Annotated in this window: 24 protein-coding genes; 16 read left to right on the top strand and 8 right to left on the bottom strand. The window is 54.5% G+C overall.

All coding sequences use genetic code 11. The annotated features are described in order from the left end of the window. The first annotated feature begins 5 nt into the window (after window positions 1-5). The 5 genes from caiA to caiE all read left to right on the top strand — a co-directional run bounded on the left by caiA (window position 6) and on the right by caiE (window position 5,550). Window positions 6-1,148, top strand: coding sequence for a crotonobetainyl-CoA dehydrogenase (gene caiA, locus KI228_RS04435; RefSeq protein ID WP_042997982.1), 1,143 nt, complete (start codon window positions 6-8; stop codon window positions 1,146-1,148). Between the two features lie 84 nt (window positions 1,149-1,232). Then, a complete protein-coding gene (caiB, locus tag KI228_RS04430) occupies window positions 1,233-2,450 on the top strand; it encodes an L-carnitine CoA-transferase (protein WP_044255581.1) in 1,218 nt (405 codons plus the stop codon). A 62-nt stretch (window positions 2,451-2,512) separates the two neighbouring features. Beyond that, entirely contained in the window at window positions 2,513-4,066 is a 1,554-nt protein-coding gene (caiC, locus tag KI228_RS04425; RefSeq protein ID WP_061070536.1) for a crotonobetaine/carnitine-CoA ligase, read from the top strand. 52 nt (window positions 4,067-4,118) lie between these two features. Then, on the top strand, window positions 4,119-4,904 hold the full coding sequence (gene caiD, locus KI228_RS04420) for a crotonobetainyl-CoA hydratase (protein WP_061070537.1): 786 nt from the start codon (window positions 4,119-4,121) through the stop codon (window positions 4,902-4,904). Window positions 4,905-4,953: 49 nt separating this feature from the next. After that, window positions 4,954-5,550 carry a carnitine operon protein CaiE gene (gene caiE, locus KI228_RS04415; protein WP_044328224.1) on the top strand — a complete coding sequence of 199 codons (597 nt, stop codon included), beginning with the start codon at window positions 4,954-4,956 and terminating at the stop codon, window positions 5,548-5,550. Between the two features lie 44 nt (window positions 5,551-5,594). Here the strand turns inward: caiE and caiF are convergent, their stop codons facing one another. The 5 genes from caiF to KI228_RS04390 form a co-directional block, all read right to left on the bottom strand. Then, window positions 5,595-5,984 (bottom strand): carnitine metabolism transcriptional regulator CaiF, encoded by a 390-nt coding sequence (gene caiF / locus KI228_RS04410; protein WP_042997987.1) that lies wholly within the window; start codon window positions 5,982-5,984, stop codon window positions 5,595-5,597. Between the two features lie 250 nt (window positions 5,985-6,234). Beyond that, the gene (gene carB, locus KI228_RS04405) at window positions 6,235-9,459 is read right to left on the bottom strand and encodes a carbamoyl-phosphate synthase large subunit (protein WP_044255587.1); all 3,225 of its coding nucleotides are present in this window, start codon (window positions 9,457-9,459) and stop codon (window positions 6,235-6,237) included. An 18-nt stretch (window positions 9,460-9,477) separates the two neighbouring features. Then, entirely contained in the window at window positions 9,478-10,626 is a 1,149-nt protein-coding gene (carA, locus tag KI228_RS04400) for a glutamine-hydrolyzing carbamoyl-phosphate synthase small subunit (RefSeq protein WP_044255590.1), read from the bottom strand. A gap of 457 nt (window positions 10,627-11,083) precedes the next feature. Then, window positions 11,084-11,905: a 4-hydroxy-tetrahydrodipicolinate reductase gene (dapB, locus tag KI228_RS04395; RefSeq protein WP_061070538.1), complete on the bottom strand. Its 822-nt coding sequence runs from the start codon at window positions 11,903-11,905 to the stop codon at window positions 11,084-11,086. A 133-nt stretch (window positions 11,906-12,038) separates the two neighbouring features. After that, the gene (locus tag KI228_RS04390; protein WP_044267378.1) at window positions 12,039-13,046 is read right to left on the bottom strand and encodes a LacI family DNA-binding transcriptional regulator; all 1,008 of its coding nucleotides are present in this window, start codon (window positions 13,044-13,046) and stop codon (window positions 12,039-12,041) included. 187 nt (window positions 13,047-13,233) lie between these two features. On the opposite strand from KI228_RS04390, the gene KI228_RS04385 reads away from it, so the two are divergent. Genes KI228_RS04385 through KI228_RS04365 form a run of 5 tightly spaced genes read left to right on the top strand, consistent with a single transcriptional unit; the run spans window position 13,234 to window position 17,547 of the window. Then, window positions 13,234-14,979: a class I mannose-6-phosphate isomerase gene (locus tag KI228_RS04385; protein ID WP_044255596.1), complete on the top strand. Its 1,746-nt coding sequence runs from the start codon at window positions 13,234-13,236 to the stop codon at window positions 14,977-14,979. Between the two features lie 4 nt (window positions 14,980-14,983). Beyond that, complete coding sequence (locus tag KI228_RS04380) at window positions 14,984-15,412, top strand: PTS sugar transporter subunit IIA (protein ID WP_042997993.1); 429 nt, start codon at window positions 14,984-14,986, stop codon at window positions 15,410-15,412. A gap of 11 nt (window positions 15,413-15,423) precedes the next feature. Then, on the top strand, window positions 15,424-15,918 hold the full coding sequence (locus KI228_RS04375) for a PTS sugar transporter subunit IIB (RefSeq protein WP_042997994.1): 495 nt from the start codon (window positions 15,424-15,426) through the stop codon (window positions 15,916-15,918). Window positions 15,919-15,928: 10 nt separating this feature from the next. Further along, window positions 15,929-16,729 (top strand): PTS mannose/fructose/sorbose/N-acetylgalactosamine transporter subunit IIC, encoded by an 801-nt coding sequence (locus tag KI228_RS04370; RefSeq protein ID WP_042997995.1) that lies wholly within the window; start codon window positions 15,929-15,931, stop codon window positions 16,727-16,729. After that, window positions 16,729-17,547, top strand: coding sequence for a PTS system mannose/fructose/sorbose family transporter subunit IID (locus tag KI228_RS04365; RefSeq protein ID WP_042997996.1), 819 nt, complete (start codon window positions 16,729-16,731; stop codon window positions 17,545-17,547). The genes KI228_RS04370 and KI228_RS04365 overlap by 1 nt, the downstream gene beginning before the upstream one ends. Before the next feature lie 40 nt (window positions 17,548-17,587). Here KI228_RS04365 and KI228_RS04360 read toward each other — a convergent pair whose 3' ends face one another. The 3 genes from KI228_RS04360 to rihC form a co-directional block, all read right to left on the bottom strand. Continuing rightward, window positions 17,588-18,370 (bottom strand): glucose-6-phosphate isomerase family protein, encoded by a 783-nt coding sequence (locus KI228_RS04360; protein WP_042997997.1) that lies wholly within the window; start codon window positions 18,368-18,370, stop codon window positions 17,588-17,590. Further along, complete coding sequence (locus tag KI228_RS04355; RefSeq protein ID WP_061070539.1) at window positions 18,363-18,926, bottom strand: glucose-6-phosphate isomerase family protein; 564 nt, start codon at window positions 18,924-18,926, stop codon at window positions 18,363-18,365. The genes KI228_RS04360 and KI228_RS04355 overlap by 8 nt, the downstream gene beginning before the upstream one ends. A gap of 98 nt (window positions 18,927-19,024) precedes the next feature. Continuing rightward, on the bottom strand, window positions 19,025-19,942 hold the full coding sequence (rihC, locus tag KI228_RS04350; protein ID WP_061070540.1) for a ribonucleoside hydrolase RihC: 918 nt from the start codon (window positions 19,940-19,942) through the stop codon (window positions 19,025-19,027). 94 nt (window positions 19,943-20,036) lie between these two features. On the opposite strand from rihC, the gene KI228_RS04345 reads away from it, so the two are divergent. From KI228_RS04345 to KI228_RS04320, 6 genes are all read left to right on the top strand, one after another. Then, entirely contained in the window at window positions 20,037-20,768 is a 732-nt protein-coding gene (locus KI228_RS04345; protein ID WP_058587614.1) for a FadR/GntR family transcriptional regulator, read from the top strand. 98 nt (window positions 20,769-20,866) lie between these two features. Beyond that, window positions 20,867-21,769 carry a 2-dehydro-3-deoxygalactonokinase gene (locus KI228_RS04340; RefSeq protein WP_061070541.1) on the top strand — a complete coding sequence of 301 codons (903 nt, stop codon included), beginning with the start codon at window positions 20,867-20,869 and terminating at the stop codon, window positions 21,767-21,769. Continuing rightward, window positions 21,766-22,410, top strand: a complete 645-nt coding sequence (locus tag KI228_RS04335) for a 2-dehydro-3-deoxy-6-phosphogalactonate aldolase (protein WP_058587612.1) — start codon at window positions 21,766-21,768, stop codon at window positions 22,408-22,410. Before KI228_RS04340 ends, KI228_RS04335 begins: the two co-directional genes overlap by 4 nt. 2 nt (window positions 22,411-22,412) lie before the next feature. Continuing rightward, window positions 22,413-23,279 carry an SMP-30/gluconolactonase/LRE family protein gene (locus KI228_RS04330; RefSeq protein WP_061070543.1) on the top strand — a complete coding sequence of 289 codons (867 nt, stop codon included), beginning with the start codon at window positions 22,413-22,415 and terminating at the stop codon, window positions 23,277-23,279. Between the two features lie 24 nt (window positions 23,280-23,303). Further along, complete coding sequence (locus KI228_RS04325; protein ID WP_061070544.1) at window positions 23,304-24,719, top strand: sugar porter family MFS transporter; 1,416 nt, start codon at window positions 23,304-23,306, stop codon at window positions 24,717-24,719. Between the two features lie 14 nt (window positions 24,720-24,733). Then, entirely contained in the window at window positions 24,734-26,089 is a 1,356-nt protein-coding gene (locus KI228_RS04320) for an MFS transporter (RefSeq protein WP_061070545.1), read from the top strand. The last annotated feature ends 12 nt before the right edge of the window (window positions 26,090-26,101 follow it).

Genomic DNA, 26,101 nt, shown 5'->3' with positions numbered 1-26,101 from the left:
AGAAGATGGATTTCAATTTCAATGATGAGCAGGAACTGTTTGTCGCCGGTATTCGTGAACTGATGGCCAGTGAGAACTGGGAAGCCTATTTTGCCGAATGCGATCGCGACAGCGTGTATCCGGAGCGTTTCGTGAAAGCGCTGGCGGACATGGGCATCGATAGCCTGCTGATCCCGGAAGAACATGGCGGCCTGGAAGCCGGATTCGTCACCGTGGCTGCCGTCTGGATGGAACTGGGACGCCTCGGTGCGCCTACGTACGTGCTGTATCAGCTGCCGGGCGGGTTTAATACCTTCCTGCGCGAAGGCACCCAGGAGCAGATCGATAAAATCATGGCGTTCCAGGGAACCGGGAAACAAATGTGGAACTCCGCCATCACCGAACCGGGAGCGGGATCGGATGTTGGTAGTCTGAAAACCACTTATACCCGCAAAAATGGTAAGGTTTATCTTAATGGTAGTAAGTGTTTTATCACCAGTAGCGCCTACACCCCTTATATCGTGGTGATGGCAAGAGACGGCGCTTCCCCGGATAAACCTGTCTATACCGAATGGTTTGTCGACATGAGTAAACCCGGCATCAAGGTCAACAAACTTGAGAAGTTGGGTCTGCGCATGGACAGCTGCTGTGAAATCAACTTTGACGATGTCGAGCTGGACGAAAAAGACATGTTCGGTCGGGAAGGTAACGGCTTTAACCGCGTAAAAGAAGAGTTCGACCACGAACGTTTCCTGGTAGCCCTCACCAACTACGGTACAGCAATGTGCGCCTTTGAAGATGCGGCGCGCTACGCCAACCAGCGCGTGCAGTTTGGCGAAACGATCGGTCGTTTCCAGTTGATCCAGGAGAAGTTCGCCCATATGGCGATCAAATTAAACTCCATGAAAAACATGCTGTTAGAAGCGGCATGGAAAGCCGACAACGGTACCATCACCTCGGGTGATGCGGCGATGTGTAAATACTTCTGCGCCAACGCGGCGTTTGAAGTCGTGGACACCTCCATGCAGGTTCTCGGTGGTGTTGGGATTGCGGGTAACCACCGCATCACCCGCTTCTGGCGTGACCTGCGCGTTGACCGCGTATCCGGCGGCTCTGACGAAATGCAGATCCTGACGCTCGGTCGTGCCGTGCTGAAACAATACCGTTAAGACAGCGACATGCCCGGTGGCGCTGTGCTTACCGGGCCAATGCTTTGCGTCTTATCAGGCCTACAAATTTATCAGGAGCATTTTATGGATCGTCTACCAATGCCTGCTTTTGGGCCGCTTGCCGGGCTGCGGGTTGTCTTCTCCGGGATCGAAATCGCCGGGCCGTTCGCCGGTCAGATGTTTGCCGAGTGGGGCGCTGAAGTTATCTGGATTGAGAACGTCGCCTGGGCCGATACCATCCGTGTTCAGCCAAACTATCCGCAGCTGTCGCGGCGTAATTTGCACGCGCTCTCGCTGAATATTTTTAAAGATGAAGGTCGGGAAGCGTTTCTGAAACTGATGGAAACCACCGATATCTTCATTGAAGCCAGTAAAGGTCCGGCGTTTGCCCGTCGTGGAATTACCGATGAGGTCCTGTGGCAACATAACCCGAAACTGGTTATCGCTCACCTGTCCGGCTTCGGCCAGTACGGTACCGAGGAGTACACCAACCTTCCGGCCTATAACACCATCGCTCAGGCCTTCAGCGGTTACCTGATCCAAAACGGCGACGTTGATCAGCCGATGCCAGCCTTCCCGTACACCGCCGACTACTTCTCCGGCATGACGGCCACCACAGCCGCGCTGGCGGCACTGCATAAGGTGCGGGAAACCGGCAAAGGCGAAAGTATCGATGTGGCGATGTACGAAGTGATGCTGCGCATGGGTCAGTATTTCATGATGGATTACTTCAACGGCGGTGAAATTTGCCCGCGCATGACCAAAGGTAAAGACCCCTATTACGCCGGTTGTGGGCTGTATAAATGCGCCGACGGTTACATCGTGATGGAGCTGGTCGGGATTACCCAGGTCACCGAATGCTTTAAAGACATCGGTCTGGCGCACATTCTCGGTACGCCGGAAGTGCCGGAAGGAACACAACTGATTCACCGCGTCGAGTGCCCGTACGGACCGCTGGTCGAAGAAAAACTGGATGCGTGGCTGGCCGCACACACCATCGAGGAAGTGCAGGCGCGTTTCGCCGAGCTGAATATCGCCTGCGCCAAAGTGCTGACCATTCCGGAGCTGGAAGGCAATCCGCAGTACGTTGCCCGCGAATCCATTACCCAGTGGCAAACGATGGATGGCCGCACCTGCAAAGGGCCAAACGTCATGCCGAAATTCAAAAACAATCCCGGGAAAATCTGGCGCGGCATGCCGTCGCACGGCATGGACACTGCCGCCATTCTGAAAAATATCGGTTACAACGACGCAGACATTAAGGAACTGGTCAGTAAGGGTCTGGCCAAAGTTGAGAACTAAATGCGAAATGCTGACCGGCTCGCCCGGTTAGCACAACGCCTGTGAAAATGGACAGGAGTGCAATGGATATCGTTGGCGGACAACACTTACGCCAGATGTGGGACGATCTGGCCGAAGTTTATGGCAGTAAAACAGCGCTGATTTGCGAATCCAGCGAAGGGGACGTGCGCCAGTACAGCTACGCCTCGCTTAACGAGGAGATCAATCGGACGGCAAACCTTTTCCACTCGTTGGGCATTCGCAAAGGTGATAAGGTCGCCCTGCATCTGGATAACTGCCCGGAGTTTTTCTTTTGCTGGTTCGGGCTGGCGAAAATTGGCGCGGTCATGGTGCCGATCAATGCCCGTCTGCTGCGTGAAGAAAGCGCGTGGATCCTGCAAAACAGTGACGTTCAGTTGCTGGTAACCAGCGCCGCTTTTTATCCGATGTATCGGCAGATCCAACAGGCAAAGACGACGCCGCTTAGCCATATCTGCCTGATTGGTGAGGCGTTGCCGATCGCTGATGGCGTAAGCCATTTCACGACGCTGAAGGATCAGCAGCCGACGACATTGCGCTATACCCCACCGTTGTCCACGGACGACATGGCCGAGATCCTGTTTACCTCCGGCACCACTTCCCGCCCTAAAGGCGTGGTGATCACCCATTACAACCTGCGTTTTGCCGGCTACTACTCGTCGTGGCAATGCGCCCTGCGTGATGACGATGTTTACCTGACGGTCATGCCTGCGTTTCATATCGACTGTCAGTGCACTGCCGCCATGGCCGCCTTCTCGGTGGGCGCAACCTTTGTGCTGATAGAGAAATACAGCGCCCGCGCTTTCTGGGGACAAGTGCGTAAATACCGCGCGACCGTCACGGAATGCATCCCGATGATGATCAGAACGCTGATGGTTCAACCCGTATCACCGCTGGACAGAGAGCACTGTTTACGGGAAGTGATGTATTACCTCAACCTGTCAGTGCAGGAAAAAGATGCATTTGTTGAACGCTTCGGTGTGCGTCTGCTGACCTCTTACGGCATGACGGAAACCATTGTCGGCATCATCGGCGATCGCCCCGGTGATAAGCGACGCTGGCCCTCTATTGGACGCCCCGGTTTTTGTTACGAAGCAGAAATTCGCGATGAGCAAAACCGTGCGCTGCCCGCCGGTGAAATTGGGGAAATCTGTATTAAGGGCGTGCCGGGTAAAACGATTTTCAAAGAGTACTACGGCAGGCCGGATGCCACCGCCAAAGCGCTCGAGCCGAACGGCTGGCTGCATACCGGTGATTCCGGCTATCGCGACGAAGACGGTTTTTTCTATTTTGTCGATCGCCGCTGCAACATGATTAAACGAGGGGGAGAAAACGTCTCCTGCGTGGAGCTGGAAAATATTATTTCGGCACACCCCAAAATTCAGGACATCGTCGTTATTGGAATTAACGATTCAATTCGTGACGAAGCGATAAAAGCCTTTGTAGTTCTCAACGAGGGTGAAACGCTCAGTGAAGAAGAGTTTTTCAGCTTCTGCGAAAAAAATATGGCGAAATTTAAAGTCCCTTCAATTATGGAGATTAGAACCGACCTGCCGCGAAATTGTTCAGGAAAAATAATCAAAAAAAACCTGAAATAACCCTACAGGCAGGAATAACCCCTGCCAGACATCCTATTTTTGGAGATGAACCATGAGTGAATCTTTACATTTAACCCGCAACGGATCGATTCTGGAAATTATATTGGATCGACCAAAAGCAAATGCGATCGATGCCAAAACCAGTTTCCAGATGGGTGAGGTTTTTCTTAATTTTCGTGACGATCCCGAACTGCGCGTGGCGATTGTCACCGGCGCAGGCGAGAAGTTTTTTTCCGCCGGTTGGGATTTAAAAGCCGCGGCGGAAGGTGAAGCACCAGACGCCGATTTTGGCCCTGGCGGATTCGCTGGCCTGACTGAAATCTTCAATCTCGACAAACCGGTGATCGCTGCCGTCAATGGCTATGCATTCGGCGGTGGCTTTGAACTGGCGCTGGCCGCAGACTTTATTGTCTGTGCCGATAACGCCAGCTTTGCCCTCCCTGAAGCCAAACTCGGCATCGTACCGGACAGCGGCGGCGTCCTGCGTCTGCCGAAAATACTGCCCCCGGCCATCGTCAATGAAATGATCATGACCGGCAGACGCATGGATGCAGATGAAGCGCAGCGCTGGGGGATCGTCAATCGCGTGGTCAGCCAGCAGGAACTGATGGACAGCGCGCGTGAACTGGCACAACAGCTGGTGAACAGCGCACCACTGGCCATCGCCGCGCTGAAAGAGATTTACCGCACAACCAGTGAAATGCCGGTGGAAGAGGCTTATCGTTTCATCCGTAGCGGCGTGCTGAAACACTATCCGTCCGTACTGCACTCCGAAGATGCGCTCGAAGGGCCGCAGGCGTTTGCTGAAAAACGCGATCCGGTCTGGAAAAGACGCTAATGCCTTATGGTGCTGCGCTTATCCGGCAAAAAACAATTGAGGAATGCCGATGAGTTTTTACGCCTTTGAAGGCTTAATTCCCGTGGTTCATCCCGAGGCGTATGTGCATCCCAGCGCAGTACTGATTGGCGATGTCATCGTAGGGGCTGGCGTATACGTCGGCCCGCTCGCCTCACTGCGCGGGGACTATGGCCGCTTAATCCTTGAAGCGGGATCCAACCTTCAGGATGGCTGCATTATGCATGGCTACTGCGATACAGACACGGTGGTACGCGAGAATGGACACATCGGACACGGTGCTATCCTGCACGGTTGCGTGATAGGCCGGGACGCACTGGTCGGCATGAACTGCGTGATCATGGACGGTGCGGTGATCGGCGACGAAAGCATTGTCGCCGCCATGAGTTTCGTCAAAGCCGGATTTACTGGCGCCACACGACAGTTGCTGGTCGGCACGCCAGCCCGCGTCATGCGTGAGGTCAGCGAACAGGAACTGCATTGGAAGCGGCTGAATACTCAGGAATATCAGGATCTCGCCGTACGCTGTCGGGCATCGCTACGGGAAACGTTGCCATTAACGGCGGTTGAAGCAAACCGGCCGCGCCTGAAGGGCACAACGGAGGTGAAGCCTAAATCGGCCATGTAATCATGCCGGATGGCGGCGCAAGGCACCATCCGGCAAAACCGAACTTATCGACGCATACTTTTTGACAACATCATCTGCCATTTTTGCTCGCGGTTTAGTTCTGATGGCGGCACCGCCGACATCCGCGGCGATTTGCTGACCATCTTCACCTGCGCGCTATGCCCAAGGCGGGCATACAGCTGTGGATCAATATGCGTCACTCTGACCAGGCGCTGACACTGACATCCACGACCTTCCAGTTGATTAGGGATAGTCTTAGTCTCGCAATTAATCTCCCCGACCTCAGCGAGAATATAAGAGACGGTATTGATCGCTTTGCAGTGATCCATATTAAAGTGCTTCGCGATCTCTTTCGCACTTACCCAACGCTTTTCTGCCATCACCCAATCGGCAATTAACAGATAAAGCGGCTTTTCAACATATTTTTCACACATAAGCACACCATTTCACAAATTAAAAATCTTGTTATGCCCTGTCCGTAAAAATACAAAACAAGACCCTATTTAAATTGTGGGATTCAATGATAGTAAGCAACTTAGCGGCGCATTAGTGTGAGCCAAATCTTGCTTGTTACAATGAAAATTGTCCTGTTGCGCAATATATCTCCAGGAATGAACTGAGTGCATAAAAAAACGGCTCCGTTTCCGGAGCCGTTTTTAAAACCGGGGCAAATGATGCCGCCGCTTATTTTTTAATTTGCGCGTGCATTTCCTGAACGGAGATGACTTTCTCTGTTGCATCGGCATTCAGCGCCATCGCGGTGGCAAAGCCGCCGTTCAGCGTGGTGTCGTAGTGCACTTTGTACTGTAGTGCGCTACGGCGAATCACCCTGGAGTCTTCAATGGCGCGACGCCCTGCGGTGGTGTTGATGATGTAGGTGTATTCGCCATTCTTGATACGGTCCTGAATGTGCGGACGACCTTCATGCACCTTGTTCACCAGACGTGGGTTGATACCTGCTTCACCCAGCACAATCGCGGTACCGTGGGTGGCGTCCAGTTCAAAGCCCTGCTTCAGCAGTTTCGCCGCCAGGTCAACCACGCGCTCTTTGTCGCCTTCACGTACGGAGAGCAGCGCTCGGCCCTGTTTTTTCATGGTAGAACTGCTGCCCAGTTGCGCCTTGGCGAACGCTTCCGCAAAGGTACGCCCCACGCCCATCACTTCCCCGGTGGAGCGCATTTCTGGCCCTAACAGCGGGTCGACGCCCGGGAATTTGTTGAACGGCAGCACCACTTCTTTCACCGAGTAGTACGGCGGGATAATTTCTTTGGTCACGCCCTGTTCGGTCAGCGATTTACCGGCCATCACACGCGCCGCCACTTTCGCCAGCGGTACGCCGGTCGCTTTAGAGACGAACGGTACGGTACGCGCCGCACGTGGATTCACTTCAATCAGGTAGACTTCGTTATCTTTCACTGCAAACTGGACGTTCATCAGACCGCGAACCTGCAGTTCGAAGGCCAGTTTCTGTACCTGCTGGCGCATCACATCCTGAATTTCCTGGCTCAGCGTGTAGGCCGGCAGAGAACAGGCAGAGTCACCCGAATGGACGCCCGCTTGTTCGATGTGTTCCATGATGCCGCCAATCAGCACCATTTCACCGTCGCAGATGGCGTCAACGTCCACTTCAACCGCGTCATCCAGGAAGCGGTCGAGCAGAACCGGTGCGTCGTTGGAAACGCTAACGGCGGTCTGGAAGTAGCGGCGCAGATCAGCTTCGTCGTAGACAATTTCCATCGCCCGGCCGCCCAGCACGTAGGACGGACGCACCACCAGCGGGTAACCAATCTCTTTCGCTTTTTCGACAGCCTGTTCGATAGCCGTCACGGTGGCGTTGGCCGGTTGTTTCAGCTTCAGACGGTCCACCGCATGCTGGAAACGCTCACGGTCTTCTGCGCGGTCAATTGCGTCCGGGCTGGTACCAATAACCGGTACGCCTGCTGCTTCCAGCGCACGCGCCAGTTTCAGCGGAGTCTGGCCGCCGTACTGCACGATCACGCCCTTCGGCTTCTCAATGCGCACGATTTCCAGCACATCTTCCAGCGTGACCGGCTCAAAGTAGAGGCGGTCGGAAGTGTCATAGTCAGTAGAGACCGTTTCCGGGTTACAGTTGACCATGATGGTTTCGTAACCGTCTTCACGCAGCGCCAGAGAGGCATGTACGCAGCAGTAGTCAAATTCGATCCCCTGGCCGATACGGTTTGGACCGCCGCCAAGCACCATGATTTTGTCGCGGTCAACGGACGGGTTCGCCTCGCACTCATCTTCATACGTGGAGTACATGTAGGCGGTATCGGTGGCGAATTCTGCCGCGCAGGTGTCCACACGCTTGTAGACCGGGTGCAGATTGTACTGGTCGCGCAGTTTGCGAACTTCCGCTTCACGGACACCGGCCAGTTTAGCCAGACGCGCATCGGCGAAGCCTTTGCGTTTCAGCTGGCGCAGGAAGTCAGGGGTCAGGCCGTTAATGCCCAGCTCTGCCACTTTCTCTTCCAGACGCACCAGCTCTTCAATTTGAACCAGGAACCAGCGGTCAATGTTGGTCAGGTTAAACACGCCGTCAACGGAGAGGCCCGCACGGAAGGCATCGGCGATATACCAGATACGCTCAGCGCCCGCGTCTTTCAGTTCGCGGCGGATTTTCGTCAGCGCTTCCGGGTCATCCAGGCTCACTTTCGGATCGAAGCCGGTGGCACCCACTTCCAGACCGCGCAGCGCTTTTTGCAGAGATTCCTGCTGGCTGCGGCCAATCGCCATCACTTCGCCGACCGATTTCATCTGGGTTGTCAGACGGTCGTTAGCACCAACGAATTTTTCGAAGTTGAAGCGTGGGATTTTAGTGACCACGTAGTCGATGGACGGTTCGAACGATGCCGGGGTACGACCGCCAGTGATGTCATTCATCAGCTCATCAAGGGTGTAACCCACCGCCAGTTTCGCCGCCACTTTCGCAATCGGGAAGCCGGTGGCTTTTGACGCCAGCGCGGAGGAACGGGATACGCGCGGGTTCATTTCGATCACAATCAGGCGACCGTTTTTCGGGTTCACCGCGAACTGCACGTTTGAACCGCCGGTTTCTACGCCGATTTCACGCAGTACCGCCATCGAGGCGTTACGCATGATTTGATATTCTTTGTCGGTCAGCGTCTGGGCCGGAGCCACAGTGATGGAGTCACCGGTGTGAATGCCCATGGCGTCGAAGTTCTCAATAGAGCAGACGATGATGCAGTTGTCGTTTTTATCACGCACCACTTCCATCTCGTACTCTTTCCAGCCAATCAGCGATTCATCAATCAGCAGCTCGTTGGTTGGGGAGAGATCCAGACCGCGAGTACAAATTTCTTCAAACTCTTCGCGGTTGTAGGCGATACCGCCGCCGGTGCCGCCCATGGTAAAGGACGGGCGGATGATGCACGGATAGCCGACGTCAGCCGCTACCGCCAGCGCCTCTTCCATCGTATGGGCAATGCCCGAACGCGCGGTGTCGAGACCGATTTTCTTCATCGCGATATCGAAGCGACGACGGTCTTCGGCTTTATCAATCGCATCGGCGGTCGCACCAATCATGGTCACACCGAATTCGGCCAGCACGCCCTGGCGCTCCAGTTCCAGCGCACAGTTCAGCGCCGTCTGACCGCCCATAGTCGGCAGCACCGCGTCCGGGCGCTCTTTCTCAATAATCTTGCGCACGACTTCCCAGTGAATCGGCTCGATGTAGGTCGCATCGGCCATTTCCGGGTCGGTCATGATGGTCGCGGGGTTGGAGTTCACCAGAATGACGCGGTACCCCTCTTCACGCAGCGCTTTACACGCCTGCGCGCCGGAGTAGTCAAACTCACACGCCTGACCAATAACAATCGGACCCGCGCCCAGAATCAGGATACTTTTTATGTCTGTACGTTTTGGCATGGCTCTCTTAACTCCTGATTATTTCGCGGACTGACGGTAAAGCTCAATTAACTCGATAAAGTGGTCGAACAATGGCGCGGCATCGTGAGGACCCGGGCTCGCTTCCGGGTGGCCCTGGAAGCTGAATGCCGGTTTGTCGGTGCGATGAATCCCTTGCAGGGTGCCATCGAACAGCGATTTGTGGGTCACGCGCAGATTGGCCGGCATGGACGCTTCATCCACCGCAAAGCCGTGGTTCTGGGCCGTAATCATCACCGTATTGTTGTCGATATCTTTGACCGGATGGTTACCACCGTGGTGACCGAATTTCATCTTCACGGTTTTTGCCCCACTCGCCAGCGCCAGAAGCTGATGGCCTAAGCAGATGCCAAACACCGGAATATCGGTCTCGAGGAATTTCTGAATTGCGTCGATAGCGTAATCGCATGGCGCCGGGTCACCAGGGCCGTTCGACAGGAAGATCCCGTCCGGATTCATCTTCAGCACATCTTCTGCCGACGTTTTTGCCGGGACAACCGTCAGGCGACAGCCTCTGTCCACCAGCATGCGCAGAATGTTGCGCTTGGCGCCAAAGTCATAGGCGACAACATGGAACGGCAGTTCGTCTTCTTTCTTTGCTTCCGGCAGGTCGCCCGCCAGCGTCCAGCTCCCCTGGGTCCAGCTGTAAGATTCCGTGGTGGTCACTTCTTTGGCAAGATCCATGCCGTTCAGGCCCGGGAAGGCTTTCGCTTTTTCCAGCGCCAGCGCCGCATCCGGGTTATCGCCCGCGATAATGCAACCGTTTTGCGCCCCTTTCTCGCGCAGCAGACGTGTCAGCTTACGGGTATCGATATCGGCAATCGCCACAATGTTATGGCGTTTCAGGTAAGAAGAGAGGTCTTCGGTATTGCGGAAGTTGCTCGCAATCAGCGGCAGGTCACGAATGACAAGGCCTTGCGCATGGACCTGGGAGGATTCTTCATCGGCGGCATTGGTGCCGACATTACCGATATGGGGATAAGTAAGAGTAACGATTTGGCGGGAATAGGAAGGATCAGTGAGGATTTCTTGATAACCGGTCATTGAAGTATTGAAAACGACTTCCCCTACCGCCGAACCTGTTGCCCCTATGGCCCGACCGTGAAACTGGGTTCCGTCTTCCAGAACCAATAGCGCTGACTTAATCAAAACACCCTCCAGAGAATATTCACTCACTTTATTTGCATATTAATGCATTCGCATAGCATGAATCAATGCAAATTTGCTTACCCGTGGATTTCTGGCAAACGGCGGCATTCTGGAGATAAGGCAGGCAAAAGTCAACTTAAAGGCGGTATTTTTTATATTCTTTTGCGACCCAGGATGAAATCAACGGATTTAACAGGCAAAAAGATCAGCTAACCCTGGCAGGAAAACGCTTGCGTGAACAATTATGCGTAGAAAATAGTCTCATGCTTCGAAAAAGTGGACCACTTGGTCAAAATTTACATTCAGGCAACGTAAAAAAGAGAGAAAAGATAGATTTTTACGCCATTTGTAATGAAAGCAATCTGTAACAGGTAAAATAAAAGGGCAATAAAAATATTGCCCCATGTAATCAATGCATTGAGATTACAATAACCACATCACGAAAGGTAATAATTAACTATAAATTGTTGAGTTCAAGGACATCTCGCATATCAAAAAGACCATTTTTCTTTGCACTAACCCAAAGTGCCGATCTCACCGCACCATTGGCAAAAGTCATACGGCTGGACGCTTTGTGGGTGATTTCGACACGTTCGCCGATATCGGCAAACATGGCGGTATGTTCGCCCACAATGTCCCCGGCGCGGACGGTGGCAAAGCCAATTGTTCCCGGCACGCGTTCGCCGGTGTAGCCTTCGCGACTGTAGACGGCGCATTCTTTTAGATCTTTATCCAGCGCATGGGCAATCGCCTCCCCCATCGCCAGCGCGGTGCCTGACGGCGCGTCAACTTTATGGCGGTGGTGAGCTTCAATGATTTCAATGTCGGTATAGTCGCCCATCACCTTCGCCGCCTTTTCCAGCAGCTTAAGCATCACGTTGACACCGACGCTAAAGTTCGCCGCGAAGACAATGCCAATGTCCTGCGCGGCATCGCGAATCGCCTGTTTTCCCGCATCGTCAAAACCGGTGGTGCCAATGACCATCCCTTTGCCATGCTGACGACAAAACGCCAGATGATTCAGCGTGCCTTCCGGACGGGTAAAATCGATGAACACATCGAAATCATCTTTTACTGCCTCAAGGCGACTTTGCACGGTAACGCCGGTTTTCCCGACACCCGCCAGTTCTCCGGCATCGCTGCCCAGCAGTGACGATCCCTCGCGCTCAAGCGCCGCACCAAGCGCAACGCCATCCATCTGCAGCGCTGCCTGAATTAACTGGCGGCCCATACGGCCACCCGCGCCCGCTATCGCGACACGGACCTGTGCATCATGCATAGTTATTCTCTTACGTTAAAATGATGTAAATCGTTTTCAGATTAACCAGCACGTCGTCATGCCGCTAGCCAAAAACGTCGATAATTAGAATTTAATGATAAACAGCGAGAGATATCAGTAAAAGACATGACGATCAGCGAAAACCACATGATTCTCTGACCACCAGTGCCGGAGGCAGAATAATGCGTTTCGCCGGCTCATCGTTCCCCTGAATACGACTGTAAAGTAACTCTCCCGCCTTACGACCAATCTCTTTTGCCGCGACCGACACGGTGGTCAGCGCAGGCTGAACCAACGCCGCTTCGGTAATATCATCGAACCCGACTAATGCAAAGTCGCGCCCGGGTTCACGCCCCATTTTACGTAGCGCCTGCATTACCCCCAATGCCACAATATCCTGATAACACACCGCGGCAGTAATTTGTGGATGTTGCATCAGCAGAGACTCCGCCACTTTCGCGCCATCAATCTGGCTGGCCTGAGTGGCAACGATCCACTGCGGATTCGGTGAAATGCCATATTCCAGTAGTGTGCTGGTAAATCCGCCAATGCGCTGCGCCCGGCTCCCTGAATTCGGGCTGCCGCCGATGAAGGCGATATTTTTGTGCCCCAGTTTAACTAAATGGGTCGTTGCCATTTGCGTCCCGAGAAAATTATCGGTGCCGACAAAATCAAAGTCCGGATCGCTAAGCGGGCGAACCACCATGATAGCGGGAATATTACGCCGTTTAAGCGCTTCAAAGAACGAGGTCGGTGTTTCCCGCGCCGCGCAGAGCACCATACCGCAGGCGTTATTGCGCATCAGGGAATCAACAAACTTTTGCTGGCGCTCGCCGGACTCTTCGCTGTTCGCCAGAAACAACAGCAGATCGTGCCGCTCCATTTCATGACTGAGCCCCGCCGTCATCTCGCCATAAAATGGGTTAGTAATATCATGCAACAAGAGCCCGACCTGATTGCTGCTGCGATTACGCAAATTCGCTGCGGTCTGGTTATAGACATAGCCAGAATCATCCAGCGCTTTAAGTACGCGTTCACGCGTTGCCTGTGAAATACGCCCCCGATTACGCAGTACCATCGACACGGTCGCCGTGGAGACGCCAGCGCGTTCCGCAACCTGCGCCAGGGTAATGGTTGTCATGACTTCTCCTGTTTCTCGCAAAGGTTAATCGAATAACCTCACTAATGTGCCAGTACGTGTGATTCTCATCACGCTGATGAGCTTTTTACCGCCCTGGTTTCTGATTATGGCGGGTTAATCGCGTTAACCACCCTATGAAAATAAGGTTAATCGATTAATCTTTAATTAGCCAACACGGAGAGAGAAAATGCGTACAACCTATAATAAATTCCCTGAGGTTTATGTTCAGGGCTATGACGACGAGGCCTGGCAAGGCTGGGCGTCGGTCCATTCGGTACTTCGCAGCCGGGTTTCTGAATCGCCTAAAACCGTACTGATTATCGATTGTTATCCGGGCGTGCGACTGGATGAGCTGGAGCAACACCTCTTCGCCGCGCTAAACGCCACCGTAGTGATTAATGTTGAATCCGCGCGACGGGATGAGCAGGCGCTGCATGAGTTGTTGGCGCGTAATCTGACCGATGACCGCGTCTTTGGCGTTCTCTCCTGTCACCATCTTGATGAGTTTTTTGATCCCGACAAGCTCAACCGGATGCGTCAACAGATTGAAGCCATCCCCGAAGGTCTCGTGGTGGTATATGGGCCAGGCGCGGCGCTGGCGCATCCCGGCGATGTGTTGGTGTATGCCGATCTGCCGCGCTGGGAAATTCAACAGCGTATGCGTCATGACGGTCTCGGTAACTGGGGCGCAAAAAACCAGAATGAAGATATTCTTCGTCGCTATAAACGCGCCTTTTTTATTGAATGGCGAGTCTTTGACCGGCACAAAACGCCGCTGCTCAAACGCGCTGATTATTTGCTGGATACGACGGTCGCAGGCGCGCCCGCAATGGTCAGCGGCGAAGCGCTACGCGCCGGGTTGCAACAAACCACCACGCAACCGTTTCGCGTCGCCCCCTTCTTTGACCCTGGCGTCTGGGGCGGGCAGTGGATGAAACAACAATTCGATCTCGATCCCTCAGCGCCCAACTACGCGTGGTGTTTTGATTGCGTGCCCGAGGAAAACAGCCTGTTACTGCGTTTTGGTCATGTGCGGATCGAGATCCCCTCTCAGGACCTGGTGCTGACGTATCCCCGCGCCCTGCTTGGCGAGAAAGTTCATGCTCGTTTTGGCGCGGAATTTCCGATTCGTTTTGACTTTCTCGATACCATTGGCGGTCAGAACCTGAGCTTCCAGGTTCATCCGGTTACTGAATACATCCAACAGCAATTTGGTATGCACTATACCCAGGATGAGAGTTACTACATCCTTGAAGCAGAGCCAGATGCGGTGGTCTACCTGGGCACAAAAACCGGGATCGTACCAGGCGAGATGCTGGACGATTTACGCGCGGCGGGACGAGGCGAGAAAGCATTTGATGACGAGCGGTTTGTCAATCAATTCCCTGCCCGTAAGCACGATCATTTTCTCATCCCTGCCGGAACCGTCCATTGCTCAGGCGCCGGGACAATGGTCCTGGAGATCAGTGCCACGCCGTATATTTTCACCTTCAAACTGTGGGACTGGGGGCGTCTGGGTCTGGACGGATTGCCGCGTCCTGTCCATCTTGACCACGGTCAACAAGTCATTGACTGGCAGCGCGATACACAATGGGTTCAAGACAATCTGATCAACCGTATTGAGCCCATTGCTGAAGGGGACGGCTGGCGGGAAGAAAGAACCGGGATGCACGAACGTGAGTTTATCGAAACCCGCCGTCACTGGTTTACTGCCCCAGTGACACACCATACTCAGGGTGGTGTGAACGTTCTGAACCTGGTCGAAGGTGCGCAAGCCGTGGTCGATAGTCCGAGCGGCGCATTTGCTCCCTTCATCGTTCACTATGCAGAGACCTTTATCATCCCGGCAGCCGTTGGGGAATACCGAATTTCACCTTCAGGCGACAGCGTTGACCAGCCTCTGGCGACGATCAAAGCCTGGGTAAGAGGATAAGCCGATGATCCACATTATTGTTGCCAGTCACGGTCCTCTGGCGGAAGCGCTTCTTACCAGCGGACGCATGGTTTACGGCGAATTACCGCATGTTTACGCCGTGACACTAAGCGAACAGGCCGGTATCGAAGGGTTTAAAACGCGCTTTAGCGAAGTACTGGCACAGGCGGGACAACACGCTGACGGAGTACTGGTGCTCTGCGATATGCAAAGTGGCACGCCGTGGAACGTCGCCTGCCAGCATGCTTTTTCACCACAAACGTTGCCTCCCATCGCCGTTGTGGCAGGAGTGAATCTGCCGATGCTGCTGTTAAGCGAGGAAGTGCTTCCATTCATGGATGTCCATGCCGCAGCCGATACCCTGCTGGCGTTAACTGCCCCCACGTTGACGAAGGCTGCCCCGGTTTTTTCCGTGCAGTCAGATGATTTTTAAAGGAAACCGCTATGAGTATTTCTTTTGTCCGTATCGATGACCGCGTTATTCATGGGCAGCTCGTCACACGTTGGGCCAAAGAGCTGCCCTGCGATGGCATTGTCGCCATTGACGATGCCGTCGCGGCCGATCCCCTGCTCTCCTCGGTGATGAAAGGCGCCGTGCAGGACACCAAAGTCTGGTTGTTTGATACCGCCACCGCGATTGAGAAACTGCCCAAAGTCATCGCCAGTGAGAAACGTTATTTCGTGATTGGCAAATCGCCGGTCACGCTGATGCGCATCGAAGAAGCGGGTATCAGTCTGCACAACGCCAACGGCAAAATTAACGTCGGTCCAATGAGTGCGCGCGCCGACACCACGACAATTGGCCCTAATCAATCAGTCAATGCACAGGAGATCGCCGCCTTTGACTGGCTGACGCAGCGCGGGCATCAGGTTGAATTCCGGCTGGTGCCGGATGCCAGTTGTTACAGCTGGCAGGATGCGCGCCAGAAGCTGAAATAAGGAGCGGACGATGATTATCGAAGCGATGTTGATTGGCATTCTGTGTTATCTCGGCGCCCTCAGCAGCCCCTGGCTGTTGGGACTGACGGGCGGCTGGTATTTAATCACTCGACCGCTGATTTCCGGCACGTTGGTCGGGATTATTCTCGGTGACATGAAAACCGGGATCATGATTGGCGTTGCGGTTCAGGCAGTATATATCGCGATGGTCACGCCCGGCGGCTCAATGCCTGCCGATCTCAACTTTGTGGCTTACCCGGCCATTGCATTGGGGATCCTCTCAGGCAAAGGCCCGGAGGTCGCGGTCGCCTTAGCCGCTACCATCGGGATTGCCGGGACCATCTTATTTAATGCGATGATGGTACTGAACTCTTTCTGGAACCATCGTGCCGATGCGGCACTGGATCGGGGCGATGAGCGGGGAATTTACCTGAACAGCGCCATCTGGCCTCAGGTGACAAACTTTGTCCTGCGTTTTGTGCCCACCTTTATTGCGGTTTACTTTGGCGCACAGTACATCAGCGGTTTTATGGACAGCCTGCCGAAGATGGTGTTGTCGACAATGAACGTACTGGGCGGCATTCTGCCCGCCGTCGGGATTGCAATTCTGCTCAAGCAGATCATCAAAAATTACACCATGTTGATCTACTTCCTCGTCGGTTTCGTCTGCATCGTCTTTTTAAAACTCAACATGGTCGCGCTGGTGATCGTCGGTTCACTGTTGGCGCTGATCCACTATAACTACAAGCCGGAACCGCCGCAGGCTGCAAACGCGACGTCGGTTACCCGCGATGATGAGGATGAATTCTGATGGAAGAACGTACGCTGACCCGTAAAGATCTTCGCCGCTGCTGGCGGGCCTGGATGATGCATAACTTATCGTCGATGAGTTTTGAACGTCTGGAATCTTTTGGATTTTGTCTGAGCATGTTGCCGGTGGCGAAAAAGCTCTATCCCGATGCCGCACAACGAACCGAAATGTTGCGTCGACACGCCTCGTTCTACAATACCGAACCCCAGATTGGCGCCATTGTGAATGGAATGGCGCTGGGGCTGGAAGAGAAAAAAGCGAACGGGGAGCCGATCGACGGAGAGACGATCAACACCCTTAAGGTGGGTTTAATGGGTCCCATTGCCGGGATCGGTGATTCCATGATCCCTGGGATGTTGATCCCCATCCTGCTCAGTATCGGCATGGCGCTGGCGGCAGGCGGCAATATCCTCGGTCCCTTGTTTTATACCGTCGCCTGGCTTGCGATCATCATTCCCGGCTCATGGTTCTTGTTTCTGAAAGGCTACAAAATGGGCTCCGGCTCGGTAGAAATACTGGTGAGCAGCAAGTCCACTCGTCTGCGCGAAGCCTTATCGCTGTTAGGTGTTTTCGTTATGGGGGGCGTCGCAGCCAGCTACGTGAAGCTTGGAACCGGGATGGAGTTTATTACCAAAGATGGTGTGAATATCCATGTTCAGCAGATGCTGGATGGCATTTTCCCGCAATTGCTGCCGCTGGTCGTCGTTCTCGGTACCTGGTATCTGATGGCAAAACGCGGTGTCTCACCGGTAAAAGCGATGGTTTTACTGCTGATACTGGCCGCGCTTGGCGTCGCAACAGGTCTGTTTGCAGGTTAATCGCGAAAAGACGGAACTACCGGGGCAATGCCCCGGTTTTTCATGGATGGAAGTTCTGCCACAGCCCTGCGCATTTATCCGGGCGAGAGATAAACTGAAAGCGCCCCGGGTCGGATATAAATTGCTGATAGATTGGCGCTGAAGTCAGTGAAAACTCCGTATACTGACGAGGCGTGACGGCCTGCAATCGCCCGGCAATATAGCGCGGGTTGTGCTGCCAGATGACGTGGTCACCCTGTAATAACGGATACCACGCCAGCCCTTTATGCGCCCGCACAGCCTCATATTCAAAACCATATTCCCGATCGCACCACGCGCCAAAGGTTAACGGCTCATTCGGATCGGCGGATATCGTCGCATGTCCCCAACCGGGCGGCACCAGCACTTTTTCACCGGGTCCTGCGATCACCGCAAAGCAGCGACCAGGATCGTCCCCAACATATTCCTGCATGTAGATGATCGCTTTCCCCTGCCAGATCTCATACAACTCTGGCGGAGACCACCCGCTGTGCTGACTCACACGATGCACATGTCCCTGACTACGAATCGGTTCTTCACCCAACCGACCCGCGGCATAGGTCACCACACCGAACAACAGCATGCGTTTTTTTAGCTCCTCGCGATCCTGCAGACGCGCCACGTCCATCGCGATAGCGTATACCTCTTCCGGTCCCTCACACTGCGGATCACGCAGCGAAGCACGAATCTGATCGAGTCGGCGAATTTCCGGCATAGGCCCGGTCACGTCATCCCCATAACTGAACCCAAGCGGATGACGATGCACGGTCATATCCAGACCATAAAGAGAGGCAGAGTCAACCATTCTGCACCTCCCTTACTTGAATCTGCTGATTTTCCTCAAAGACCCTGAGGGTGAACCCCTTCGCCAGCGCCGCATAATCATGTCCGGCGATAGCAGGCCAGACTGCAAGCGCGGAGAGCACCTCATTTCCGGTGTTGATTAAGCGGTGTGCGGTAAAACCTGGGATGATATGAATGGATCCGGCGAAAACGTTTTCCAGTCGCGCCTGCCCGTGCTCATTTTGCAGCAGCAAAAGTCCCTTTCCGCGCAGGCCAAAATAGACTTCGCCCTGTTCACGGCGCGCATGGAAATGCCCGCGGGTCATAAAGTATTCACCGCCGACATGTCCGGGATAAAGATGCGTCACGCCCGTATAGAGTTCGCCTTCCGCCGAAGAGGTCGCCAGCATCTCAACGTCATACACCACGTGTTCGCCCGCCAACTGTTGCCGGGCAGGCTCATCGGCAAAAACCTCAATGAGATCCTGAATGCGGGTTGATTTACGTAACAGCGGTCCTTTTGACAACGCGCCACTCGCCCATTCCACCTGCGGTGGCTGGATAAAAGTAAGATTCATATGTGTCTCCGGCCCGAGGAGAACAACAGAATCAGATTAGCAGATTAATCGATTAACCTACCAGTTCCGTCCACAGAGTGCGGTGCGCATCACACTTCTTACGGTGCCAGTGCCAGAACTTCTGCCACCCATTTCTGGAACCCTGCAACATTAATTTCCAGAGCGACCTGCACGTTTGCTGGTCTGTTCATCCGCCCTTCAATATCCACCACGGTCATCCCGGCGGTATAGTCCCCCCGGGCTTCAACCGCGACAAAGCACGGCTTGACGGTAAACAGATCCGGACGCACCAGCCAGGCAATCGCGCAGAGATCGTGCATTCGCACGCCGGTGCGCATTGTCCCGCTGCGATAGTGGCTGAACAAGGCATGTAACATCTTTCCAGTGCGATTGAGGGTGGGCAGCGAGGCCAGATAATCCGGCGTCAACATCGCCTGGTTTGTGACATCCAGCCCACACATCACAATCTCAATGCCACTTTCGAATACGCGCGCTGCGGCTTCCGGATCGACGGCGATATTGAATTCAGCGTTAGGGGTGAAATTTCCCCGTCCGGCAGAACCGCCCATGATCACCAGACGGCGGATGTTGAAGGTGCACTCCGGATAGTGCATCAGCAGCAGCGCAATATTCGTCAGCGGACCAATCGCCACCAGCGTGATCGGCTCCGGGGCGCTGATCAGCGCGTCACGAAGGGCGATAAACGCCGGTTTCGCCAGCGGTTGTCGGTCATGCTCGACAAAATCATAGCCTTCCATGCCGGATTCGCCGTGAACATAGGCGGCATCGCGTAGCGGACGTAACAGCGGCGTGGCGGCCCCCTGGGCGAGGGGAATGTCGGCATTCCAGAAATGCAGCAGTTGCAGGGCGTTGCGGGTGGTCTTTTCCACGGAAACATTACCGGCGACCGTGGTCATCAGTTGCAGATCGAGATGAGGGGCAAACAGCGCAGCAGCAATCGCCGCAGCATCATCAATGCCCGGATCGGTGTCGAGAATAATGGGCAGACGTTCCATAAGTGATTCTCCCTTATGCGTTTATTAGCCATTTTGCTGTTATTTAGCTTACTATATAGCCCATCACTGTGAAGGTATTTAGCCAGGAAATGCAATGAAAGTCGTGCAGACCAGTCTCTCCGAATCTGTTACTCAGCATCTTGCCGGGCGCATTCTGCGCGGCGAACTGGCAGCAGGCAGCGCGCTACCTGGCGAAAATGAACTGGCGACAGAGTACAACGTCTCGCGTACCTCGCTGCGCAATGCCCTGGCGACACTCGCCGCCAAAGGGCTTATCTCCATTCAGGCGAAAAAGCGCAGTACCGTCAATGCCCGCGATCAGTGGAGTTTACTGGATATCGATGTCCTGAACTGGCTGGCGACAGGTAAAGTCGATGCCGAACTGGTGGAACAACTGATGGTCACGCGTCTGATGTTTGAACCCAATGTCGCCACGCTTGCGGCGCTGAATGCCAATGGTCACGATCTGGCCGCGATGGAAGATGCGCTCACACTGATGCGAAGCGGTCAGTTAGAAGCTGAAAAAGCCAAATTTGAAGCCGGCGATGTGGCCTTTCACCAGGCGCTACTCCGGGCCACACACAATCCTTTCCTGCTGGCGCTGGGCAATGCGCTTAGCGCCGCGATGGTACTCTCATTCCGTCAGACGCTGGAAGAAGACCTGCATGAAACTAAAACGGCGGTGGATGAGCATTTTCAATTGTTTGAAGCCATTCGCCTGCGCCAGGCAGATGACGCAAGGGCATTTATGCGCAGTATTCTGCTGCATGCCGCCGGAAAAAGTATCTGGCAGGATCGTCCAGCCTGCGTTGATCACCTTCTTTGATCCTTCACTGACATAATTTCGATCTCTCTCACAGAACGTGGTGTTTTTTTGCTCTAGCATTCTTGTATTACAAGATTAACATATTTGTATTACATGAAATGAAAAAACACTGGATCGCCGTCGACTGGGGCACGACCAACTTTCGTGCATTTTTGCTCAATGAACAGCAGGTTATCGCATCTGTGGCACAGCCTTGCGGTCTGCTTACCCTGTCTAAAGACGCGTTTGCCGCTACGCTTCACCAGCATCTGGCTCCCTGGCTGACTGAGCTGGGTGCGTTACCCATCGTTATGGCGGGCATGGTCGGTTCACAGCAAGGGTGGCAGGAAGTACCGTATGTCGCCGCTCCGGCGAATGCCGTTAAGCTGCGGAAAAACGCGCTTCCCCTTTCTACGCCATGGGGAAGCCCAGCGTGGATTGTGCCCGGCGTTAGCTCGGCCAGTGCCTATGGCCTTCCCGATGTTATGCGCGGTGAAGAAGTCCAGCTGCTGGGGCTCAATGCCCTTCACCCGGCTCATGAGCATCACGCTATTTTGCCGGGGACTCACAGCAAGCACGCGCTGTTGCGGAAAGGTGAAATTACTCACTTCTCCACGCTGATGACGGGCGAACTCTTTTCACTGCTCAGCCAGCATTCATTGCTGGGTCGCGCGTTACCTGAACAGCAGGATAACAGCACCGCATTTGTGGAAGGCGTGTTGACCGCCAACGCGGGCATCCCCTTCAACCATCTCATTTTTTCTGCCCGTACCCGTCGTCTGAATGGCGAAATCGCACTCAGTGCGGTTCACAGCTATCTCTCAGGGTTGTTGATTGGCTATGAGCTTTCCACGATGTCAGCAGAAAAAGAGAGCTGGGTTGTTGGCTCACCTTCCCTTTGCGAGCGCTATCTGCTCGCCGCACAGGCCCTGGACATCCCTTTACGCACTGCCGATGGCGATACCTGCTTCCTGCGGGGAATGGCCGCCTTTTATGCACAGCTTCCGGAGACACACGCATGACCCCTGAGATTTTTTTTGAACACTGGCGAGAAGAACCGCTGCCGCTGATCGCGATTCTTCGCGGCATCACGCCAAAGGATGCGGTAAGCGCCGCAGAAATTCTGATTGAAGCGGGATTCCGCTGGCTGGAAGTCCCGCTGAACAGCCCATCGGCACTGGAGTCCATCCAATTGATGCGCCAGGTTGCGGGTGACCGCGCCAGAGTGGGCGCAGGCACCGTACTGACCGTGCAACAAGTGGATGAGGTGGCGGCGGCAGGCGGCGAGCTTATCGTCTCTCCGAATGCCGATGCCGCCGTCATCCAGCGTACTCGTCATCACAACATGGTGAGTTTGCCAGGTGTCATAACGCCGACAGAGGCCTTTGCCGCACTGCATGCAGGTGCCAGCGCGCTGAAGTTTTTCCCCGCAGAGCAGTTTTCGCCTGAATTACTGAAAGCCTTTCGCGCCGTTCTGCCCCGTAACCTGGCCTGCCTGCCCGTGGGCGGGATCCGTCCGGATACGGAGCAAATGCAGCGCTACGTGCAGGCCGGAGCCAACGGTTTCGGGCTGGGTGGTGCACTTTATCAGGCTGGAATGCCGATGGATGAGCTGACGAAACGCGCCGGCGCATACCGCCAGGCATGGGAGCAGGTGCAATAACGATGAACCGCTTGCTGGCAGACAACCTGCGTTGTGTTAGCGACTACCGGGCACAGCTTGGCGAAACGCCGATCTGGTGCGATCGCAGCGCTTCTCTGTTGTGGGTCGACATTCTGGCGGGAAAACTGCTGCGCTACTGGCCGCAGGCTCAACGTACTGAAATACACGAGATGCCCGTGTTTACCAGCGCCGTGCTGTTAACCACGCTTCAGGACGTGTTCATTGCGGTAAGTCAAAGCGGGATCTGGTGTTATGACTACGTAAACCTCGCTAAAACATTACTTTCCCCATGGCCAGAAACGGAAAAAGGGAAGCGTCCCAATGAAGCGACGATAGCGCCAGACGGATCGCTGTGGTTCAGCACGATGGATCCAAAGGCGATAGAGACCTCTGGCACGTGGTATCGGCTGGATGCCGCGGGTGGTGAAGCGAAAAAGATGCTGGGCGCACAGCAGGTGCCCAACACGCTTCGATGGTATGACGACTATGTCTGGTTTGCTGATTCTCTTCGTCATCAAATTCATTGTGCAAAAGAAACGGCCAATGCACTGACCATCCAGCAGACCTACTGCGTTCCCGGCATTCCGGACGGTTCGGCGTTAACCACCGATGGCCTGTTGATAAACGCTCGCTGGGGATCGTCTTTGCTGGCCGTTGCTGCGTTGAAGCAAACCACCATGACGCCGCTCTATGACCTGCCGCTACCCGTTTGCCAACCCAGCAGTTGTACGTTTGGCGGTCCTGAACTTTCCGATCTTTTTATTACATCCGCACGCGACGGAATGCCCAATCCTGGTCGTTTCGACGGTGCAGTTATCCGTATAAAAACCCCCTACACAGGCATGCCTGAGCGCCGCTTCAGGCTCTGACCGGGTAATAAGAAAGGTAATGTTATGACGACATCTTCTTCTCTCAACCGGCAGGCACTTATCGTCTGCTTCCTGGCGGCCCTGGCAGGACTGCTGTTTGGTCTGGATATGGGCGTTATCGCGGGCGCGCTGCCGTTTCTCGCCCAGGAATTTCAGCTCAGCAGCCACCAACAGGAAATCGTGGTCAGCATCATGATGTTCGGTGCGGCACTCGGCGCGCTGGGCAGCGGCCCGATGTCCTCTGCGCTCGGTCGTCGTAAAAGCCTGCTGCTCGGCGCATTGCTGTTTATTATCGGCTCCGTCGGCTGCGCGTTTTCAGCCAGCATGGAAGTGCTTGCCATTTCTCGCTTTATTCTTGGGCTGGCGGTGGGCGTTGCCTCTTTCACCGCGCCGCTGTACCTGTCTGAAATCGCAGCGGAAAACATCCGCGGCAGCATGATTTCTCTTTATCAACTGATGATCACCATCGGCATTCTGGCCGCCTTTATTTCCGACACTCTGTTAAGTGGAGGCGGTCACTGGCGCTGGATGCTTGGCGTGATCACCTTCCCGGCGATCATTTTGTTTATTGGCGTGCTGACGTTACCGGAAAGTCCTCGCTGGCTGGCGATGAAAGACAAGCACGCGCTGGCGGAAAAAGTGCTATGTCTGCTGCGTAACAGCCAACGCGAGGCCAGAGATGAACTGGATCAGATTCGGGAAAGCGTGAAGATGAAACAGCGCGGCTGGCAGTTATTTCGCAATAACCGCCATTTCCGTCGCTCAACCGGCCTGGGAATTCTGCTGCAGTTTATGCAGCAGTTCACCGGCATGACCGTCATCATGTACTACGCGCCAAAGATTTTTGAGATTGCCGGTTTCGCTACCGTTCATGAGCAAATGTGGGGCACGGTGATCGCCGGATTGACCAACGTTTTAGCCACGTTTATCGCCATTGGTCTGGTGGATCGCTGGGGTCGCAAGCCAATACTGAAACTGGGTTATGCCGTGATGGCGATATGCATGGGGATCCTCGGTTATATGTTCTACAGCGGGATCGCTGGCCTGACTGAACAATATGTCGCCGTTGCCGTACTGCTGATCTTTATCACCGGTTTTGCGATGAGCGCAGGCCCGCTGATCTGGGTGTTGTGCTCGGAGATCCAACCGCTTGCCGGACGTGATTTCGGCGTCACCTGTTCCACCATGGCGAACTGGATCGCCAACATGATCATCGGCGCAACGTTCCTGACGCTTATCGACACTATCGGCAGCCCAAATACCTTCTGGCTGTATGGCGTGCTCAACGTTATCTGTATCGGCCTGACCATTCTGTTTGTCCCTGAAACCAAAAATATCTCTCTGGAACATATCGAACGCAATCTGATGAGCGGCGCTGCACTTCGCGATATCGGACAGCGTGACATCCCTCAGCCTGAAAACCGCCCGGCGGTTAACTAAGCGAGAGCACAAAAATGACAACGACTACTGAAGACAGCGTTTACCGCAAAGTTACGCGCAGACTGATCCCGTTTTTGATCCTCTGCTATTTCTTTGCCTATCTCGACCGCGTCAACGTTGGGTTCGCCAAACTGCACATGCAGGATGCGCTGAATTTCAGCGATACGGTGTATGGACTTGGCGCGGGTATCTTCTTTATCGGCTACTTTCTGTTTGAGTTACCCAGCAACCTCCTGATGCAGCGCTTTGGCCCGCGCTTCTGGATAGCCCGTATTATGGCCACGTGGGCTATCCTTTCCGCCGGGATGATCTTCGTCACCACGCCAACACAGTTTTACGTGCTGCGTTTCCTGCTCGGTGTGGCGGAAGCGGGCTTCTTCCCGGGGATCGTGTTCTATTTGACGCTGTGGTTCCCGTCATGGCGCTCGGCACGCACGCTGGGGCTGTTTATTCTGGTTACACCGCTGTCGACGATTATTGGCAGTCCGCTTTCCGGCCTTATCCTGAAACTGTTTGAAGGTGTGGACGGCCTGCATAACTGGCAGTGGCTGTTCCTGGTCGAAGCCATCCCTTCATTTGTGCTGGCCTTCGTGGTGCTGCGCTATCTCGACAACGATGTGAAGTCCGCCAAATGGCTGAGCCATGCTGAAAAGCAGGTCATTCTCACCGACCTGGCGCGCGATGCCAACAATCGGGAGCAGGCCAGCGCGGGTAAAGCCAACAGTACGTTAAGCGCCATGTTCCGCAACGGCTATGTCTGGCTGCTGGCGCTGATTTTCTTCAGCTTCAACATTGGCTATTACGGCATCAACTTCTGGCTGCCGTCGATCATCAAAAGTTCCGGCATCAGCGATGACCTGCACATTGGGCTGTTGGCGGCGCTGCCCTACGTATTTGGCGCGGCATTTATGGTGTGGAACAGCCGCCACTCCGATCTTAAACAGGAACGCCGCTGGCACATCGCCATTCCAGCATTGATCGGCTGCGTGGGTCTGGCGCTCAGCGCCTATTGCAGCGGTTCCACCTTCTGGATGATGGCGTGGATCTGTCTTGCCATGTCCGGGACGCTTGCGCTTATCCCAACCTATATCAGCCTGCCGGGCGCGATGCTTTCCGGAACGGCCGCCGCCGCAGGGATTGCACTGGTGAACTCTGTCGGTAACCTCGCCGGATTCTTTGGTCCTACAGTGCTGGGCTGGCTGAAAGACACTACCGGCAGCACCGATGGCGGGCTGTACATTCTTGCCGGTTTCCTGCTACTCGTCGTGCCGCTGATCCTGCTGTTACCCGCCCGGCTTGCCAACCCAAAACGTCAGCCGCGCCCTGAACAATTCAATGGGCGGTGCGACGTTTCCCAACACACCAATTAATCATGATGAAAG

The sequence above is a fragment of the Citrobacter amalonaticus genome (genome assembly GCF_018323885.1).
GTDB classification, from domain to species: Bacteria; Pseudomonadota; Gammaproteobacteria; order Enterobacterales; family Enterobacteriaceae; genus Citrobacter_A; species Citrobacter_A amalonaticus.
The sequence above is the reverse complement of the archived record's forward strand: the minus strand, read 5'-3'. Positions and strand labels throughout refer to the sequence as shown.

Excerpts from the sequence above, each read along its gene's own strand:
- caiA (WP_042997982.1), top strand. The coding sequence starts at position 6 with ATGGATTTCAATTTCAATGATGAGCAGGAACTGTTTGTCGCCGGTATT.
- caiB (WP_044255581.1), top strand. The coding sequence starts at position 1,233 with ATGGATCGTCTACCAATGCCTGCTTTTGGGCCGCTTGCCGGGCTGCGG.
- caiC (WP_061070536.1), top strand. The coding sequence starts at position 2,513 with ATGGATATCGTTGGCGGACAACACTTACGCCAGATGTGGGACGATCTG.
- caiD (WP_061070537.1), top strand. The coding sequence starts at position 4,119 with ATGAGTGAATCTTTACATTTAACCCGCAACGGATCGATTCTGGAAATT.
- caiE (WP_044328224.1), top strand. The coding sequence starts at position 4,954 with ATGAGTTTTTACGCCTTTGAAGGCTTAATTCCCGTGGTTCATCCCGAG.
- caiF (WP_042997987.1), bottom strand. The coding sequence starts at position 5,984 with ATGTGTGAAAAATATGTTGAAAAGCCGCTTTATCTGTTAATTGCCGAT.
- carB (WP_044255587.1), bottom strand. The coding sequence starts at position 9,459 with ATGCCAAAACGTACAGACATAAAAAGTATCCTGATTCTGGGCGCGGGT.
- dapB (WP_061070538.1), bottom strand. The coding sequence starts at position 11,905 with ATGCATGATGCACAGGTCCGTGTCGCGATAGCGGGCGCGGGTGGCCGT.
- KI228_RS04390 (WP_044267378.1), bottom strand. The coding sequence starts at position 13,046 with ATGACAACCATTACCCTGGCGCAGGTTGCGGAACGCGCTGGCGTCTCC.
- KI228_RS04385 (WP_044255596.1), top strand. The coding sequence starts at position 13,234 with ATGCGTACAACCTATAATAAATTCCCTGAGGTTTATGTTCAGGGCTAT.
- KI228_RS04380 (WP_042997993.1), top strand. The coding sequence starts at position 14,984 with ATGATCCACATTATTGTTGCCAGTCACGGTCCTCTGGCGGAAGCGCTT.
- KI228_RS04375 (WP_042997994.1), top strand. The coding sequence starts at position 15,424 with ATGAGTATTTCTTTTGTCCGTATCGATGACCGCGTTATTCATGGGCAG.
- KI228_RS04370 (WP_042997995.1), top strand. The coding sequence starts at position 15,929 with ATGATTATCGAAGCGATGTTGATTGGCATTCTGTGTTATCTCGGCGCC.
- KI228_RS04365 (WP_042997996.1), top strand. The coding sequence starts at position 16,729 with ATGGAAGAACGTACGCTGACCCGTAAAGATCTTCGCCGCTGCTGGCGG.
- KI228_RS04360 (WP_042997997.1), bottom strand. The coding sequence starts at position 18,370 with ATGGTTGACTCTGCCTCTCTTTATGGTCTGGATATGACCGTGCATCGT.
- KI228_RS04355 (WP_061070539.1), bottom strand. The coding sequence starts at position 18,926 with ATGAATCTTACTTTTATCCAGCCACCGCAGGTGGAATGGGCGAGTGGC.
- rihC (WP_061070540.1), bottom strand. The coding sequence starts at position 19,942 with ATGGAACGTCTGCCCATTATTCTCGACACCGATCCGGGCATTGATGAT.
- KI228_RS04345 (WP_058587614.1), top strand. The coding sequence starts at position 20,037 with ATGAAAGTCGTGCAGACCAGTCTCTCCGAATCTGTTACTCAGCATCTT.
- KI228_RS04340 (WP_061070541.1), top strand. The coding sequence starts at position 20,867 with ATGAAAAAACACTGGATCGCCGTCGACTGGGGCACGACCAACTTTCGT.
- KI228_RS04335 (WP_058587612.1), top strand. The coding sequence starts at position 21,766 with ATGACCCCTGAGATTTTTTTTGAACACTGGCGAGAAGAACCGCTGCCG.
- KI228_RS04330 (WP_061070543.1), top strand. The coding sequence starts at position 22,413 with ATGAACCGCTTGCTGGCAGACAACCTGCGTTGTGTTAGCGACTACCGG.
- KI228_RS04325 (WP_061070544.1), top strand. The coding sequence starts at position 23,304 with ATGACGACATCTTCTTCTCTCAACCGGCAGGCACTTATCGTCTGCTTC.
- KI228_RS04320 (WP_061070545.1), top strand. The coding sequence starts at position 24,734 with ATGACAACGACTACTGAAGACAGCGTTTACCGCAAAGTTACGCGCAGA.